General features: G+C 73.8%; 13 protein-coding genes. 5 read left to right on the top strand and 8 right to left on the bottom strand.

The window, feature by feature from the left end:
* Positions 1-29 precede the first annotated feature (29 nt).
* Positions 30-665: a ParH-like protein gene (locus O3X23_RS08620; RefSeq protein WP_269270615.1), complete on the top strand. Its 636-nt coding sequence runs from the start codon at positions 30-32 to the stop codon at positions 663-665.
* Positions 662-1,342: an MAB_1171c family putative transporter gene (locus tag O3X23_RS08615; protein ID WP_269270614.1), complete on the top strand. Its 681-nt coding sequence runs from the start codon at positions 662-664 to the stop codon at positions 1,340-1,342. Before O3X23_RS08620 ends, O3X23_RS08615 begins: the two co-directional genes overlap by 4 nt.
* Before the next feature lie 98 nt (positions 1,343-1,440).
* On the opposite strand, the gene O3X23_RS08610 is transcribed toward O3X23_RS08615, so the two are convergent.
* The 4 genes from O3X23_RS08610 to O3X23_RS08595 form a co-directional block, all read right to left on the bottom strand.
* Complete coding sequence (locus tag O3X23_RS08610) at positions 1,441-3,525, bottom strand: APC family permease (protein WP_269270613.1); 2,085 nt, start codon at positions 3,523-3,525, stop codon at positions 1,441-1,443.
* A gap of 118 nt (positions 3,526-3,643) precedes the next feature.
* Positions 3,644-4,051, bottom strand: a complete 408-nt coding sequence (locus O3X23_RS08605; RefSeq protein WP_269270612.1) for a (2Fe-2S) ferredoxin domain-containing protein — start codon at positions 4,049-4,051, stop codon at positions 3,644-3,646.
* Between the two features lie 91 nt (positions 4,052-4,142).
* Positions 4,143-4,925 carry a CbtA family protein gene (locus O3X23_RS08600; protein WP_269270611.1) on the bottom strand — a complete coding sequence of 261 codons (783 nt, stop codon included), beginning with the start codon at positions 4,923-4,925 and terminating at the stop codon, positions 4,143-4,145.
* A gap of 15 nt (positions 4,926-4,940) precedes the next feature.
* Positions 4,941-5,162, bottom strand: coding sequence for a CbtB domain-containing protein (locus tag O3X23_RS08595; RefSeq protein WP_269270610.1), 222 nt, complete (start codon positions 5,160-5,162; stop codon positions 4,941-4,943).
* A gap of 264 nt (positions 5,163-5,426) precedes the next feature.
* Here O3X23_RS08595 and O3X23_RS08590 point away from each other — a divergent pair, with 264 nt between their 5' ends.
* Positions 5,427-5,999, top strand: coding sequence for a histidine phosphatase family protein (locus O3X23_RS08590; RefSeq protein WP_269270609.1), 573 nt, complete (start codon positions 5,427-5,429; stop codon positions 5,997-5,999).
* A 27-nt stretch (positions 6,000-6,026) separates the two neighbouring features.
* Here O3X23_RS08590 and O3X23_RS08585 read toward each other — a convergent pair whose 3' ends face one another.
* Positions 6,027-7,004 (bottom strand): LuxR C-terminal-related transcriptional regulator, encoded by a 978-nt coding sequence (locus tag O3X23_RS08585; RefSeq protein ID WP_269270608.1) that lies wholly within the window; start codon positions 7,002-7,004, stop codon positions 6,027-6,029.
* 703 nt (positions 7,005-7,707) lie between these two features.
* Here O3X23_RS08585 and O3X23_RS08580 point away from each other — a divergent pair.
* Both O3X23_RS08580 and O3X23_RS08575 read left to right on the top strand, forming a co-directional pair.
* The gene (locus O3X23_RS08580; protein WP_269270607.1) at positions 7,708-7,929 is read left to right on the top strand and encodes a hypothetical protein; all 222 of its coding nucleotides are present in this window, start codon (positions 7,708-7,710) and stop codon (positions 7,927-7,929) included.
* Positions 7,930-7,969: 40 nt separating this feature from the next.
* Positions 7,970-8,644: a response regulator transcription factor gene (locus O3X23_RS08575; RefSeq protein ID WP_269270606.1), complete on the top strand. Its 675-nt coding sequence runs from the start codon at positions 7,970-7,972 to the stop codon at positions 8,642-8,644.
* Between the two features lie 22 nt (positions 8,645-8,666).
* Here the strand turns inward: O3X23_RS08575 and O3X23_RS08570 are convergent, their stop codons facing one another.
* The 3 genes from O3X23_RS08570 to O3X23_RS08560 form a co-directional block, all read right to left on the bottom strand.
* A complete protein-coding gene (locus O3X23_RS08570) occupies positions 8,667-10,223 on the bottom strand; it encodes a SagB/ThcOx family dehydrogenase (protein WP_269270605.1) in 1,557 nt (518 codons plus the stop codon).
* A gap of 21 nt (positions 10,224-10,244) precedes the next feature.
* Positions 10,245-12,569, bottom strand: a complete 2,325-nt coding sequence (locus tag O3X23_RS08565; RefSeq protein WP_269270604.1) for a TOMM precursor leader peptide-binding protein — start codon at positions 12,567-12,569, stop codon at positions 10,245-10,247.
* Between the two features lie 65 nt (positions 12,570-12,634).
* Positions 12,635-16,042 (bottom strand): type 2 lanthipeptide synthetase LanM, encoded by a 3,408-nt coding sequence (locus tag O3X23_RS08560; RefSeq protein WP_269270603.1) that lies wholly within the window; start codon positions 16,040-16,042, stop codon positions 12,635-12,637.
* Between the last annotated feature and the right edge of the window lies 1 nt (position 16,043).

The raw sequence follows: 16,043 nt of genomic DNA, 5'->3' as shown, positions 1-16,043 counted from the left end.
TTGTGCGTGCCTTGCCCGGGGAGGGTCTTATGGGGGACTACGCGGAACAGCAGAACAAGGCGTTATGGCGGCGATGTCGTCGCACGGTGGCGGAGCTGCCGCTGCCACGACCGTTCGACGCCGCCGACTTCACCGACGCGCTGGCGGAACAGCGGGGACGACCGCTGGTGCTGGTGCCCTTGCCTCCACACGCCTGCACACCCTGCGGCATGCTCGTGACCACCGACCGGGCCGACTACATCGGCTATCCCACCAGCACCAGCGCCCTGCACCAGCAGCACATACTGCTGCACGAGGTGGGCCACCTCGTCTGCGGCCACGCCGGCGTCGCCCATCTCGGCTCCTCCGCCTCCCGGGTGCTGCTGCCCCATCTGTCGGGCGAGCTGGTCCAGCGGGTACTGGGGCGCACCGTCTACTCCGACGTCCAGGAGCAGGAGGCGGAACTCATCGCCTCGCTCGCCCTGCACCGGCCGGCGCGCAAGGTCAGGCGCTCACGCGACACCTGGCTTGCCCCGGACGCGGACCTGGACATCGCCGCCGCGTTCGCCCGGCTCGGGCCCATCGTCGGGCTAGCCGGCGCCACCCCGATCCGGAGCACCGCGGTCGTCGGCCCCTTGCGGACGCTCCCCGGCCGGACGTTCCCGGGCCCGGGGACCGCCAGGTGACCGACGCCCGGCCGCACGCCTGGCGCGGCAACCGCTGGACCGGCCCACGCTGGAGCGCGGCGCACGGCGCGGCCGCCGGGCTGCGGCAACGGCTGCCCGCCGGACGGACGCTGCCCACCCCTGCCGGCTGGCTGCGCGCCTGGCACGGCTACCGGAGGATCGGCCCGCTGTGGACGGCGATGCACGCCGCGCTGCCGGAGATCGCCCTGACCGGGCCCGCGCTGCGGCTCGGCTTCATGCTGCCGCTCGGCGCCCGGTTCGCGCTGTACCGCCGCATCATCGAGATCCGGGACGGGCATCTGGCACTGCGCCCGTACTTCCATCCGGAGGTCCCGGCCTGGACCGCCGAGGCGGAGGGCTCGGGCCTCGACGCGGCCTCGGAACGGCTGGCCCCCATCGTGGAGGCGGCGACCATCGCCGCCGCGCTGGAGGCCGCCCGGTCGGGACGCCGCTGCACCCCGCCCGGCTGTGAGGGGTACGTCCCGCCCCAGGTCCGGGCGAGCGTCGAGGCCGAGACGGCCTGGCTCATGCAGGTCTCGGACGCCTTCGTCGGCTCCGCGGCGGTCGAACGGGTCCGCCGCCGGGTCCGGGCCGGGCTGGACGCCGGATACGACGGGACCGACCGGCACCCGGCCCCGTTCCCGTCGGCCGACACCGCGTCGCCCCACCGTTCCTGACGGCCGTCGGACGGAGGCCCGGCGAGAGCGGATCGCATGGTGCAAAGAACGGCTTCGGAGCCGAGAACCGCTGCGGAGCCGCAGCCGGGAGCCGCCGGTCAGCGCGGTCCGTCGTGGGGCGTCCGCTGTTCCGGCCGTCCGGACCCCGGCTTTCCCCCGGGACCGTTGTGGTTCGCCCCCGGGGTGGGTTCGCCGCGGCGGACGGCTCCGGGGGCGCGGCGGGACGGGCGGGGCGGGCGGAGCTGGGATGAACTGAGTTGCCAGGGAACGCTGATGACCATGACGCCGGGGGTGAACAGCAGCCGGCTCTTGAGCCACAGTGCGGACTGGTTGTGCAGCCCGTTCTCCCACCAGTGCCCGACGACGTACTCGGGGATGAACACGCTGACGATGTCGCGCGGGCTGGCGCGGTTCAGCGACCGCACGTATCCCACCACCGGCCGGGTGATCTCCCGGTAGGGCGAAGCCAGGGTCTTGAGCGGCACCCGCATGTCGAAAGTGTCCCACGCGGTCTGCAGCGTCCTCGTCTCGTCGCGGTCGACGTCGACGGTCAGGGCTTCGAGGGTGTCGGGGCGGCAGGCGCGCGCGTAGGCCAGGGCTCGCAGCGTCGGTTTGTGGATCTTGGACACCAGCACGATGGCGTGCACCCGGACGGGCAGCGCCAGCTCCTCCGACGGTTGCGTCACCTCCAGTTCGACGGCGGTCCTGTCGTAGTGCCGCCGGATGGCGCGCATGTTCACGTACAGGAACACCGCGGCGATCACCGCCAGGTACGCGCCCTCGGTGAACTTGGTGATCAGCACGATCACCAGCACCAGGCCGGTGACGAACGCCCCGACGCCGTTGATCACCCGGGCCGTCCGGTGCCGGCGGCGGAGCACCGGGTCGGTCTCGGTGCGCAGGACGCGGTTCCAGTGCCGGACCATGCCGGTCTGGGAGAGCGTGAAGGAGGTGAAGACGCCCAGGATGTACAGGTGGATGAGGCTCGTGACCGACGCGTGGTAAGCCCACAGCAGGGCGCCGGCGACGACGGCCAGGGCGATGATGCCGTTGGAGTAGGCCAGCCGGTCCCCGCGGGTGTGCAACTGGCGCGGCAGGTAGCGGTGCTGCGCCAGGATCGACGAGAGCAGCGGGAAGCCGTTGAACGCGGTGTTGGCGGCGAGGACGAGGACCAGGGCGGTGGCGGCCTGGATGAAGAAGAACCCGAAGCTGTGCTCCCCGCCGAAGATCGCGGCGGCCAGCTGGGCGATGACCGTGCGCTGCGGTGTGGTGGCACAGTCGCCCGGGACGCCGGTCAGCCGGCAGGTGTCGTCGGTGATGTGGACGTCGGAGATCATCGCGAGGGCGGTGATGCCGGAGAACATCACGACCGCGATCAGCCCCATCGCGGTCATCGTGGAGGCCGCGTTGCGGGACTTGGGCTTGCGGAACGCGGGCACCCCGTTCGAGATCGCCTCGACACCGGTGAGCGCGGTGCACCCGCTGGAGAACGCCCGCAGCCCCAGCATCAGCAGCGCCAGACCGGCGAGGTTGGTGTCGCCCGGCTCCGGCGTGATCCCGTACGCGGCGGACTCCGCCACCGGCGCGTCGCCCATCAGCCAGCGGAACAGCCCGGTGGCACACATGATCAGCACGCCCGCGATGAACAGGTAGGTGGGGGCGGCGAACGCCCGCCCCGACTCCCTCGTCCCCCGCAGGTTGATCGCCGCCAGCAGCGCGACGAAGGCGACCGCCATCACGGTCCGGTACTCATTGGCGGAGGGCACCGCGGAGATGATGTTGTCGACGCCGGAGGCGACCGACACCGCGACGGTCATCACGTAGTCGACGAGCAGCGACGCGGCCACCACGAGCCCGGCGGACGGGCCGAGGTTGGCGGCGACCACCTCGTACGAACCGCCGCCGGACGGGTAGGCGTGCACGACCTGGCGGTAGGACAGCACCACGACGGCCATCAGCCCGACCACCGCCACCGCCACCCACGGGGTCAGGTGCAGATAGGCCAGCCCGCCGAGGGTGAGCACCAGCAGGATCTCCTGCGTGGCGTACGCGACCGACGACAGCGGGTCCGACGCGAAGATCGGCAGCGCCAGCCGCTTGGGCAGCAGCGTCTCCTGCAGCCCCTCGCTCGGCAGCGCCGGGCCGATCACCAACCGTTTGACGGCATCCACGATTCTCGCCACGCGGGCGAGCGTAGGGGCAGACCGGGAGAGTCGATCAGCGCCGCGCGGCGGCTCCGGCCCGTGTGCTCCGGGCGGCCCAGTGCCCGCCGCGCCGCCGTGTCCGGCCGCGGGCCGGGGCTCAGCGCCGCCGGCGCAGCGGGGTGGCGCGCCGCGGGCTCACGATCTGCAGGGCGAGGGAGGCGGGCGGTTCGGTCTCGCCGGGGCCGCCCGAGGCCACCCAAGCGAGGATGTCGTCGGTGGAACCGTCATCGGTGGCGAAGCCGATCCACACGGCCCGGCCGCCCTTGCGGCGCCCTTCGGCGGACGGCTGGACGACCACGATGTTCGCCTGGTCGCACGGGCCCAGGCAGTCGGTGGTGCGCAGCGCGAGCCGGCCGCCGGAGTCCGAGGCCGCGGCGCTCAGCCGGTCCAACTGCCGCTGGTGGTCGACGCGGGGATACTTGCTCGCGTTGCCGCAGCAGCACCCGCGGCACACCACCAGGGTGCAGGGTCGTGCCCCGTACGGCCGGGAGAGGGGGACGGTCACGCGGACTCCTTCGGCGCCGTGCCGGTTCCGGGCGCGGCGCGACGGCAGCCCGCCGGGGTGGCCCCGGCGGGCTGTGGTCGTGTCGGTCGTGTCAGCCGGCGGACGCGGCGGTGCGTGCCGCCGTGTCGCTCTCGCTGTTCGCTTCCTCGGCCGCGCTCGTGGCGGGCCGGGGAGTGAGTACGCGCTCGGCGAGGTAGCCGAACGACAGGGCGAAGGCGGTCCACAAGGTGAGCTGGACGGCGATGGCGGACACCCGGAACTGCCAGAGCACCGTGGGTGGGAAGTCCGCGGGCACTTCATTGATCGCGGGCAGGAAGGCGTAGGCCAGCCCGATGGCGAACAGGTACGCGGCCCCGGCCGCGACACTGGCGTTCCAGGCGCCCAGCCGCGGTGCCAGCCGCTTGCCGAGGATGACGGCGGCCACCGCGAGCAGCACGCTCAGCGCGATCATCAGGAAGTACAGGGTGGTGCGTTTGGCGATCGTGTCATGGTCGCCGACCGCCGGCGGGTTGGCCGGATACTTCAGGAACGGCACCAGGAAGACGGTGAGCAGCGCCGCGCCCGAGATGAGCACGGCGGTCGCCCGCGGGGTGAAGCGGCCGACACGGCCCAGGGCGAAGCAGAACGCGAGGGCCGCGATCCCGCCCAGGCAGACGCCGAAGATCAGCACGCCGGTCGCCAGTCCTGCCGTGGACTGCAGGGAGCGGCTGACGATCTCCATCTCGTGTTCGTGGGAGTGGGAGTCCTCGAAGGCGATGGCCGCGTTGATCCTCGGTTCGCCCAGGAAGTAGGCGACGACGAGGGCCAACAGGCCCGCGGCGAGGCCGGCGAGCATCCCCCGGACCAGCAGGGAGCGCACTGTGGTGGAGTTCATTGGAGCGGCTTCCGATCAGTGGCAGGGGAAGCCGAGCAGGTGGCGTCCGTCATGGACCCACTCGTGAACGTCCGTTCCGGCGACCAGGGACGTGGCGCCCTGCTCCGCACCGACGAAGTACAGCAGGACAAGCGCCAGCATGCCGAAGAACACTGCCCAGGGCAGGATCGCCTTCAGCGGCAGCGGGGTGATGGGTAGGGCCGGACTGGCGGCCGCGGGTGCAGCGGACTGGGCCATGGCAGTGCCTCCTCGGGAACACGCGTCCCACTTGGTGGTGCTGATGACGAAGGTGCCGGGTCTGACTTACCGGGCTGGGCCGGGTTCACAGTGGCGCGACCGTGCCGGATTCTCACCGGGCTTCCGTTCACACCGTCGTCGTGTCGGGCTGAACCGTACCGTGAAGCGATACCCGCGGCCAAGGCCGTGCGCAAGGCGATACGCGCCGGCCTGCGACGATGTGTTCCATTGCGGGGCTGGTGGGCCAAGGGAGGGGTGGCGGGGATGACGGTGCGTGTGTTCTTGGTCTCTTCGGCGGAGAGCGAGGCCTTCGAGCAGGAGCGGTTCGACGACGGAAGCAGCCCGTTGACCGGCGCCGGGGAGCTCCGGGCGCGCGCGGGAGCGCCCGAACTGCCGGGCGCGCGCGGGTACTCGACCGCCCCGTCGGCGCGCTGCCGCCGGACCGCGGAACTCCTGGGCGTCACCGCCGAGGAGCAGCCGCCCCTGCGGGACTGGGACTTGGGCCGCTGGCTGGGGCTCCGGCTGGATGAGGTCTCGGCCGCGGAGCCGGAGGGCGTGGCCGGCTGGCTGTCGGACCCCGCCGCGGCCCCGCACGGCGGTGAATCGCTGGCGCAGCTGTGTGGCCGGGTCGGCGGGTGGCTGGACGGCCGGGCGCCGGACGGCGGGCGAGAGCTGGCGGTCGTGGAGCCCGCGGTCGTGCGGGCCGCGCTCGTCCATGCCCTCGGCCTGCCGCCGCAGGCGTTCTGGCGCCTGGACGTCCCGCCGCTGACGGTCACCGAGCTGGTCGGCCGCGCCGGCCGGTGGAACCTGCGGTGCGGGCGTCCGCTGACGCGGTGACCGGTGCGTCACCGGCCCCCCCGCCCGTCACTCCACGGGCACCGCGTTGATGTCGACGCCGAGCGGAGCCGGTGCGCGGGCGCCGAGCCAGCCCATCGCGGCGATCTGCACGCCGGCCTGGAAGCGGCTGCGCGCGTCGACGCGGGTCATGAGGTCCGCCATCATGCGGCGGATCGTGCGCAGCGAGACGCCCAGCCGCTGCGCGGCACGCTCGTCGGTGAGACCGCACGCGAGCAGTCGCAGCAACTGGCGCTCCTGGACGGTGAGTCCGGAAGGGTCCCGGGTCGGCGTCTCCCCGAGCGCCCGCGCCTGGTCCCACACCTGCTCGAACAGGGCCCGCAGCGCCGCGATGACCCCGGGACTGTGCAGCAGCACCGCACCCTTGCGCGGGTCCTCGGGATCGACGGGGACCACGGCCGTCCGGCCGTCGACGATGATCATGCGCAGCGGCAGGGTGGGCGTGGTCCTGACGCTGCCGCCCAACTCGCTCAGCCAGCGGGCGTACTGCACGGTGGCCGGGTCGTTGCGCACGCTGTCGAGGTAGACGGTCCGCATCCGTACGCCCCGGTCGAGCGTCTCCTGGTCCAGGTCGCGGCTGGCCTCCATGACATGCGCGGGCTGCGGACCGCCGGGAGCGAAGGAGAGCACCTCCCCCGCCGCGTCGGCCGCCAGTTCCTCCAGCCGCACCCGGACCTCGCCCAGGTCGCACAGGATCTCGACGCCGGAGGAGCTGCTGGCCGGCCGCGTCGTCGCGAACTCGGTGATCAGACTGGCCATCGCGTTGCGACTGCGGTCCATCTCGTTCTGCCGGCGCTGCGCCTCCGCCTCCTGGCGGGCCAGCATCGCGGCGAGCCCCAGCTCGGGATTGACCGCGCGCCAGCGCCCGGCCGGTCCTGCCGGGCGGACCAGCGCGAGGTCGGCGAGCTGGTCCAGCGAACCGCGTATGGCCTCCACCGACTGCTCCAACATGTCGGCCACGTCGGGGATATCCAACTCGGGATGCATGAGCATCGTCCGATAGACCCCCTCGGCAACCGCGTCAAGAACTAGCCGTTCACTCAACTGGTACCCCCCGAGCTCCCCTGGGTGGTCAGCTTTCGACGCACCCGCCCGTGACAAAAACGCCGTCGAGGAACACCCCGCTGAAGGTGTTCGACCACGACTCAGGGCGTCAGCGTAGCCGTACAGCAACCTTAGGTGAGGGCTTCGGAAGCTCGGATTCTGGGGAAAACGCGTGGCCGGACGGGGTGCGCGGACATATCGATCGTGATCCGCCCGCAGGCGCGCGGTAAAGACGCAGTTCAGACGGTTGTAAAGGGAACCCCTTCTACCGCTCCCGCACCCCCCTCCCCCCGCCGGTGTCACCTTCCTGCCATGCGCCATTGACGGGGTGCTGTACGGGCGATGGCGTGGCCAGGTGGGGCCGGTGGTGTTCGTGGGGTGATGGTTACCCCAGGGGCGATTGGGGCGTCAGGCCGCTCGTCCGGCGGTCGAGGCTGGCCCGAGAGTGCCAGTGCAGCTTGGTGACAGCTCCGGCTACTGACAGCCGGGCCACCCGCGGGCCACTCTCATGGTGTCGGAAGAACGGCACGGCAGCCGGAGCATCCGAAGCGGGAAACACCAGCAACACCGGCCGGTTCCACACCGGTTCGACCATGACCCCGGCGGGAGTCCGGGATCCCCACGAACGGAAGGCTCGGGCATTCCTATGCGCAAGCTCGCGGTATCCATCGCCTCTGTCGCTGTCATCCTCGGTGCGTCCGTCTCCGTGGGGAGCTCCCTGGGCGCCGCGTCCCCCGCCACCGCTCCCGCCCACTCCGTCAGCGTCGTGGCCGACGGGCCCACGCCGGCCCCGACGCCCACCCCGGCTCCCACCCACCCGCCGGTCACGCCCGACCCGACGCACCCCGACACCTGGGGCTGGGGCTGAGCAGCGGTTCACATCCGGGGACGAAGGGAGTACGGGACACATGACCACGGCACTCGACCGACCGCAGGACCTCCCGCCCATCCCGAGCACAGCGGCCGCGCCGCCCACGGCCACCAGCGTCCTGCTCGCCGACGGGCACCACCTCTTCCGTTCCGGTCTGAGCGCCCTGCTCGACCGTGAACCGGACCTCAGCGTCAGCTCCGAGGCGTGCGACGCGGACAGCGCCGTGGCCCAGGCCGCCGCCGGCCGGCCCGACCTGGCGGTCGTCGATCTCGACGTGCCGGGAGCGGGCGGACTGCGGACCGCCGAGCTGATCCGGTCGCTCTCCCCGCGCACCGCCGTCCTGCTGCTCGGTGCGGCGCCCCGCGCCGACGAGGTGCAGCGCGCCTACGCCGACGGGGTGCACGGCATGCTCCGCAAGGACGTACGGCCGGAACGGCTCATCAGCACGGTCCGCGAACTCGCCGCGGGACGAAGGGTCTTCGATCCGGAACTGGTCCTGGTGGCGATCCGGCCGGGCCCTGGCACACCGACCCGCAGGGAACTCGCGGTGCTGCGCCTGGTGGCCGCCGGGAGCACCATCGGCGAGGTCGCGAGCCAGCTGTCGCTGTCCCCGGGGACGGTGCGCAACTACGTCTCGTCGGCCATCGCCAGGACCGGCGCCAGGAACCGGTGCGACGCCATACGGATCGCCCGCGAGAACGACTGGCTGTAGTCGTGTCGTCGAAGACCCCCGCTCAGCCCTGCTCCCGCATCGTGTCGACGATGTCGCAGAAGCCCTGCGGCAGGCTGCCGGAACCCGACGCCGGGCGGCTGCCGATCAGGAACTCCCCCACCGAGGACTCCGACGTCCAGTCCAGGCCGAGGGCGCGCGCCGCCGCGTCGGTGTCGCCGGAGCCGAGCCCGCACGGCGCCAGGCCCATCGCCGTCGCCACCAGGTAGAGGGTCTGGTAAAGCACTCCCACGTGCTTGAGCGTCAGCGCGTACGCGATCTGGCTGTACTTCCACGACAGCCGCCCGAACCGCGAGGTCACCGTCAGCAGGACCTGCGGGTCCACCGTGCAGTTGGTCGCCCGCCAGGCGGCCGTCAGCAGTTCCCTGAACGCCGCCTCGTCAGCCGGGCCGTGCCAACGGCGCGGCTGCAGCCGGTGGGCGGCCGCGTCGTAGCGGTAGACCCCGGTGGGCAGCCCCTCGCAGGCGGCGACCGACAGGTAGATCTCCAGCTCGCCCGTGGCGCCGCCGGCCGGGTAGGGGCGGTCGATCGCGTCGTAGGAGTTCGGGGACGACGGGTCGCGCGGGATCACCTGCCGCACCCGGGCCGCCCGGTAGAGCAGTTCGGCGAGCTGCTCCAGCGTCACCGGGGTCTCCGCGTAGGTGCGGATCGACCGCCGCCCCTCCAGCACCTCGGTGAGCCGCGGGTCCCGGGCGGTCACCTCGTCCCAGTCCGGCACCGGCAGGTCGATGCCGGGCCCGTCCTCGTTGCTGCCCGCGCCCGGCAGGGCCGGCGGGTGCGGCACGTCCTGGTGGGCGAAGACGCCGCCGCTGGTGTAGTCGTGCCGGCCGGCCCGGCTGCGGGAGTGGAAGAGCAGGTCGTGGAAGTCCCACAGCGGCGGGTCCGCCGCCGGCAGCTCCGGTGCCGCGCCCACCGCGGCCGGCTCCATGAACCCGGTCCCCGCCAGCAGGGCCGCCAGCGCGGCGCCCGACTGCTCGGGCAGCCCGGCCAGCGCGGCGGCCTCCGCCGCGGTGCGCGGCGTGGTCAGCGCCGCGACGAACGCCGCCGCGGCGGGCTGGTGCAGCGTCACCCGGTAGGGCGCCAGCGGGGACTCCATGACGCAGCCCTGGCCGATCGTGCCCCCGCCGCCGTCGGAGGGTCCGTCGGGCAGCCGGCGCAGGTACGCGAACCGGGACAGCACCACGGCCGTGCCGCCCAGGTCCGGCGCGCCGGGCGTGGACGCCGAGCGGGCGATCGGCACGGCGGTGGCCAGCGGCCCGGTCAGCGGGTCGTCGAGGATGCTGGTCACCAGATAGGGGAAGCGTCCCAGCAGGCTCAGCAGCCGGGCGGCCTCGCGGTCCCCGGCCAGCGCTTCGGCGTCGACCGGGCCGGCGCCGAGCGCCAGCAGCCGGTGCACGGTCGGCGCGCCGAGCGCGTGGACGCGCTGGCGGCCCCAGGGGTGGGTGAGTTCCACGTCGTCGCCCTCGGCCGCCACCTTCACGTCCTGGCGGAGCGTCAGCATCCGTCGCACCTGCGACAGTTCTGCTGCGGCGGGGGTCAGCGGCTGTTCTGTGATGGTCATGGCGCGCCTTCCGTCCTGCGGTCAGATGAAGATGGCGGTGGGGTTGAGGTCGGCCTCCGCGGTGGGCGCGGCCTTCCACCCCAGCCGCACGGGAACGTCGTAGAGCCGGCCGGGTGCGAAGCGGGCCCAGAAGTGCCGCATCCCGGGGACGATCACCTTGGAGACGGGCAGGCCCACGTCGGGGCGGGTCTGGTCCAGCACCAGCATCTCCATGCCGTGCTCCGCCACGATGCGCTGCACCGTCTCCAGGTCCGTGCGCAGATCGTCGGCGGCCAGCGGGTCCCAGCGGCCGGCCGCGGCGGGCGCGTGACCGTCGAGGGGCTTGAGGTAGGGCTGGTTGGCGAGCGTCGCACTCGTCCACCAGGCCTTCTGCTCGTGGTCGGCGCCGGAGTAGGCCGTCTCGCCGGGGCCGGCGTCGGCCACCGGTGACAGGAACTGGTTCATCTCGGTCAGGGCCCGGGTCAGCGCGATGTGCGGGTCGAGGTGCGCGCCGAAGGCGATCAGGATGTCCTCGGCCGGCTTGTCGGTCCGCCGGGAGAACGCGCCGACCACCGGGATCCCGAAGTCGGCCGTCAGGTCCAGGGCCCACATCTCCCGGTTCAGGCCCGCGTAGACCTCGCGCATCCGGTCGATGTACGGGTCGCCGAACGAGTCCAGGTCGACGGCCGGGCGCTGCACGCGGTTGTACCACCACAGGGCGACCGCGTCGCGTTCCACGAGCTCCAGGAAGCCCTGCAGCGTCGCGTCCTCGAACGAGGTGCCCGCGGCGGCGCCGTTGGAGTCGCCCATGGCGAAGAACGGGCCGTTGTGCCGGTAGCCGTAGTACAGCGACATCGTCGGCAGCCAGCGGGTGCGCTCCGACGTCAGCGACCAGGCGGGCGACCACTCGATGACGGCGTCCTCGCGGAACCGCTCGGGCACGGTGTTGAACATCGACTTCTTGGCGTTCCACAGCTCGCGCTCACGGAACTGCCGGTCGCTGAAGAGCAGGCTGGTCTCCGGGTGCACCGCCTGCTCGCCGAGCTGCTCGTAACTGGCGGTGCGGCGCGCCTCGTCGCCCTGGAACACCCCGGAGTAGCGCTCCATCGCCTCGCCCATCGCGCTCGCCCGCGCCTGCGAGTCCGTGCGCCCCTTGCCGCAGCTGATGCTGCGCAGGCCGGTGCGGAGCTGACGCAGGTCGCCGACCTGGCGGGCGAGGTTCTGGCCGGCGACGTAGACCCGCAGGCCGCCGGGGGTCCGCTCGGCGGGGACCAACGTGGTGACCACGCCGGTGACCGGGCTGAGCTGCGGCCGGTACTTCAGCAGCATGTCCTCGGGCGAGGAGGAGCGGTGGCCGCCGTCGGCGGTGAACGCCTTGGCGCGGCTCTCGAAGCGCACCGGTGCCAGTTGGCGGCGCTCCATCGTCGCGGCGTCGCCGCACGCGGGGCACTGCGGGCGGCGGACCAGCTCGTGGCGTTCGGCCTCGGCGAGCACGGTGTCGAACGTCAGCACCTGGGCCTTCTCCGGGCGGACGCCCGCGGCCCACTTGGCGGCCTCCAGCGCGGCCAACTGCACCCCGAGGGCGGCCGTCGGCGCCAGGTGCGCGCCGACGGTCGGTACCGGCTGGTCCCTGCCCAGCCGGTGCTGGAGGTAGCTGAGCGACTGCCGGTTGGCGGAGAGCCGGTGCGCCAGGCACTCCCAGCAGCCGGTTCCCGCGACGGGTGCTGCCGCCGGAGGGCCGGCGGAGGCGGGCGCGTCGGGGACGAAGACCGGTCCCACCCAGACGATCGAGCCGACCGGCCGGGCGAGCATCCAGGGGGTGCCGGAGGCGAGGGCGGCCGCGTTGCGGGCGGCCAGGCCCGGGTTGAGGTAGTCGTCGGTCAGCGCGACCACGAGGTCGGCGCCGGTGGCGTCGGCGGTGTACGCCGGTGCCAGTTCCACGTGCGCGGCGCCGGCCGCCAGCAGCGCCGCGGCGAACGGCTCCGGTGCCACCTTCCCGTAGACCTCGACCCGTATCCGGGCGTCCCGCAGGGCGGCGACGGCCGTGTCGCCGTCGCGGCCCGCCATCTCGAAGAATCCGGCGGCGGCGGGGTCGGTCGCCGGGTCGGACGCGGCGGCCCAACCTCCGGCGACGAGCCGGTCCAGGGCGGTGGCGACCCGGTCGGCGGGCACCGCGGGCGCGAGTTCCGCACCGATCTCGACAGCGCTCCTGGTGCCGTCCAGGAGCGGCGCCAGCCGTTCGGCCAGCGCGCCGTTGACGACGCTGACGCCACGTTCCGACACCAGGTAGACGGCCTCGCCGTCGACGACGTAGGGGGTGTAGTGCCGTTTGAAGCCGATGCCGGGCGTCGGCCGGGTACTGGTCATGAGGACTCCGTGATGCGTAGGTGGTTCGGGCGGGCCGGGCTGCGACCCCGGGGTGGGCGCCGGCGTCAGCGCAGGGTGGCGAGCGGGGCGGTGGCCGGGTCGATCAGCCGCAGCAGCAGGAGGCCGACGGCGGCGCTGCCGTCCAGCGCGCCGAGGTTGACGCGGTCGTCGGCGGCCCGGTCCCCGAACCAGCTGCCGGTGGCGCGGTGGCGGCGCAGCAGTTCGGCGACGAGGACGCCGGCCGCTTCCCGGCCGTCGAAGAACGGCCCGGGGACCAGGGCCCCGGCGGCGGCACCGCCGAGGTCGTCGTCCAGGGTGTGCAGCAGTCCGGCCTCGGCCGAGGTCAGGGCCTCGCCCGCGGCGGCGACCAGTTCGCGGGTGCCCAGCGCCGCGATCTCGGCGGCGGTGACGGGCGGGGTGAGTCCGGCGAGGTCACCGGGGTGGACGGCGTCGGTGCCCAGCGAGACGGCGGTGTCCAGGCAGGCCAGCCGTCCGCCGCGGACGGTTGTCGTGAACCGGTGCGCGCGCAGCAGCGCGCGGGCGGCGTCGGGGTCGGCCAGTAGACCGGGGGCTTCCGCGACGGTACGGGCGAGGGCCGCGGCGATGCTGTCGGCGCCGGTCGGCACCAGGTCGAGGAAGGTCGCCGGGCTGGTGCGGCGGCCGGTCGGGGCGTCGGACGCCAGGGCCTGCCGGGCGGCTTCCGCGAGGTCGCGGATGGCCGCGTCGGCGTCGGTGGCCGCGCCCGCCGGGCCGGCGCCCGAGGAGCGGCGCAGCCGCAGCAGGTTCAGCAGCAGTCCGGCCGTTCCCAACGGGCCGTCCTGGTACGGGAGCCGGTCGGCGTCCCTTGCCGAGGAGCGGCCGGCCGGCGCCGCCGCGAGGGCCGCCGCTCCGGGCACCAGGGCCCGCGCCACGTCGAGGAAGGCGGGCTCGGCGAGGGTCTCGGCCCCGCGGGCCAGGGCGTGGATGAGGGAGCCGGGGCCGGCGAGGCCGCCGGGCACCGGGACCCCCGAGGCCAGCCGGGTGTCGCGGGCGAAGCCGAAGGAGGCCGGGTGGCGGGGGTCGATGAGGGAGGCCGCGGCCCACAGCGTCTCGTGCGCCGCCTGCCGGAAGCGCGGCGAACCGGTCGCCGACCAGAGCTCGGCGAGGAAGAGCGCCACGCCGACGCCGCTGGTGACGAGGTCCACGCCGCTGAGCACCTCGACCTGGCGCAGCCCGGTGGCCGGGTACCAGCTCAGTCCGATCCAGCCGCCGCCCGCGGGGGTGCGCTGCCGGTCGGCCAGCATCTGGTCGCCCAGCCGCACGGCGTGGTCGAGGAGTTCACCGGACGTCGGTACCGAGAGCGGGGTGCGGGTGCGGGTGGTGGTGGCCGGGGGGAGCTGCGTGCCGGACCGTGCCGCGTCGACGCAGCCGGACAGGACCGCGGTGTGCAGATCCAGGTCGAAGCGGTCGAGTTCGGTGATCCGGGCGTGCAGCCGGTCCCAGGCAGTGCTCTGGAAGTGGCCGGGGATCTCGTGCCCCTGCGCGGTGAACACCGAGGACGACGTGGTCAGCGAGCGGAAGAAGGGGATGTCCAGAACGCGGTAGGAGTCGAGTTCGCTGAGCACCACCTCCAGCAGGTCGCCGCGTGCGCTGTCGCCGGCGCGGGCCGCCACGGCGCCGCGCAGCGCGCCGGCGATCACCGTCTCGCGGGTGGCGCCGTCGGACAGGGCGAGCGGACTCGTCGAGGTCCGCAGGATCTTGTACCCGTCCCAGGTGTGCCGCCAGATGTAGCGCACCCAGACGCCCTTGAAGCCGGCGAGCGGGCCGTCGGGGGACGCCAGCCGCTCCCGCATCCCGGCGAGCGTGCGGTGCATGTCGCGGTAGCCTGCGACGACCTCGTCCGTGTACTCCCACGGGTCGGCCTTCTCCCCGTCGTGCACCGGCCGGTAGGGCGGCAGCGGAAGGGCCGGCTTGCCGGGTTCGATCTCCAGGTCGTCGGCGCGCGAGAGGCAGCCGATGTCGACCACCGGGCGGTCCTTGGACGGAACCCACGGCTGCACGGCCATGGCCGTGCGCACCACGGTCGACTCCAGGACGTCCAGCAGCCCGCCCTGCCCGGCGGGCAGCGCCGGCGGGGTCTGGACCCTCGGGTAGAGCAGGCACTCCAGGTCCGTGATGACCGGGTACTCGCCGCTCGCCAGCAGGTTGTCGGACCACAGGTCGCGGCCTTCGAGGAGCTGCACCAGCCGGACGGTCATCCCGAGCCGGCGGTAGAAGCGGGCGAAGCCCTCGCGGTCGGTGCACGGCAGGGCCGGAACGAGCTCCTCCCAGCCGTAGGCGTCGCCGTGGTCGGGCGCGTGCTCGGTCACCGGGTCGGCGGCCGGTCCGGTCGCCGCGATGTCGTCCGGGGCGCTGTGGTCGCTGCGCACCAGCACGGTGCGGACGTGGAGTTCGGGTGACAGGCCCGCGGCGTTGAGGTCGCGCACCAGGTCCATGTAGGCGGTGGCGTGCCGCAGGTCCTTCGGCTTGTAGACCAGGCCCTGGCCGTCGGCGAAGTGCAGGAGGGCGACGGACCGGCCGCCCGCGTGGCGGTCGCCCGCGTCACCGTGCACCGCGGCCAGCGCGCCCGGGTCCGTGCCGCCCCACATGCGGGTGCGCAGCAGGTCCCGGTCGGAGGCGAGGCGGGCGAACATCTCGGTGTAGACGTGCTGCCAGTGGCGGCAGGCGGTACCGACGAGGAAGGCGAGGGCGGGCAGCCGCTCCAGACGGGCCAGCCAGCCCTCCTGCGAGGCGTCGGGGCCACCCTGCGTGTCCCAGTCGCCGCCGCCGGGGTGCGCGGACGAGGACTGGACCTCGTAGCGCATCGGCAGGTCCAGCGCCTCGGTCAGCCGTCGCACCAGGGTCTCGGCCAGGTCGGCACGGGCGGAGTCGAGTACCTGCACGCCGAGCACGGACGCGGTGTTCCCGGCCCCCGCGGCGTCCCAGGGCAGCAGGGCGCCGGCGGCGGTGCGGAACGACGCGGTGATCGCGCCCGGCGCGGTGGTCGCGGCGGTGGGGGCGGCCGGCTGGGCGCGCAGGAAGCCGACGAGGGCGTGCGCCCAGTCCGGGACGACGGACGGGTCGCGCAGGGCGACCGGCCGCAGCCCGTCGCCGAGTTCGCGGCCGGTGGACGCCAGGTGCTCCAGCAGGACGCCGGCCGCCGCGGGGTCACCCGCCGCGCGCCGCAGCCAGCCCGCGACGGCCGTGGAGCGGCTGTGCTGCTCGTCCTCGGCGGCGGTGAAGACCGGTGGTCTGCTGCCGTGGTCCGGTGTCTCGACGAGGGTGGCCGAGGCGGCGGCGCGTTCGGGGAAGGAGGCGGCCAGGGCGATCACCGCACGCAGCCGGTCGTCGCCGCGGGGCACGCCGGGCAGGAGCGTGCTGTCGCCCGCCGGGGACCCGGTGGCCGGTCCCGGCACGGCGGGGGTGGTGAGCCAGGCCTGCAGGTCGAGCGTCATC

It is taken from the genome of Streptomyces sp. H39-S7, from assembly GCF_027158205.1.
Lineage (GTDB): Bacteria > Actinomycetota > Actinomycetes > Streptomycetales > Streptomycetaceae > Actinacidiphila.
This window is presented reverse-complemented; position numbering and strand designations above follow the sequence as displayed.

Coding starts and splice junctions, on each gene's coding strand:
- O3X23_RS08620 (WP_269270615.1), top strand. CDS start 30: ATGGGGGACTACGCGGAACAGCAGAACAAGGCGTTATGGCGGCGATGT.
- O3X23_RS08600 (WP_269270611.1), bottom strand. CDS start 4,925: ATGAACTCCACCACAGTGCGCTCCCTGCTGGTCCGGGGGATGCTCGCC.
- O3X23_RS08595 (WP_269270610.1), bottom strand. CDS start 5,162: ATGGCCCAGTCCGCTGCACCCGCGGCCGCCAGTCCGGCCCTACCCATC.
- O3X23_RS08590 (WP_269270609.1), top strand. CDS start 5,427: ATGACGGTGCGTGTGTTCTTGGTCTCTTCGGCGGAGAGCGAGGCCTTC.
- O3X23_RS08585 (WP_269270608.1), bottom strand. CDS start 7,004: ATGCATCCCGAGTTGGATATCCCCGACGTGGCCGACATGTTGGAGCAG.
- O3X23_RS08580 (WP_269270607.1), top strand. CDS start 7,708: ATGCGCAAGCTCGCGGTATCCATCGCCTCTGTCGCTGTCATCCTCGGT.
- O3X23_RS08575 (WP_269270606.1), top strand. CDS start 7,970: ATGACCACGGCACTCGACCGACCGCAGGACCTCCCGCCCATCCCGAGC.
- O3X23_RS08570 (WP_269270605.1), bottom strand. CDS start 10,223: ATGACCATCACAGAACAGCCGCTGACCCCCGCCGCAGCAGAACTGTCG.
- O3X23_RS08565 (WP_269270604.1), bottom strand. CDS start 12,569: ATGACCAGTACCCGGCCGACGCCCGGCATCGGCTTCAAACGGCACTAC.
- O3X23_RS08560 (WP_269270603.1), bottom strand. CDS start 16,042: ATGACGCTCGACCTGCAGGCCTGGCTCACCACCCCCGCCGTGCCGGGA.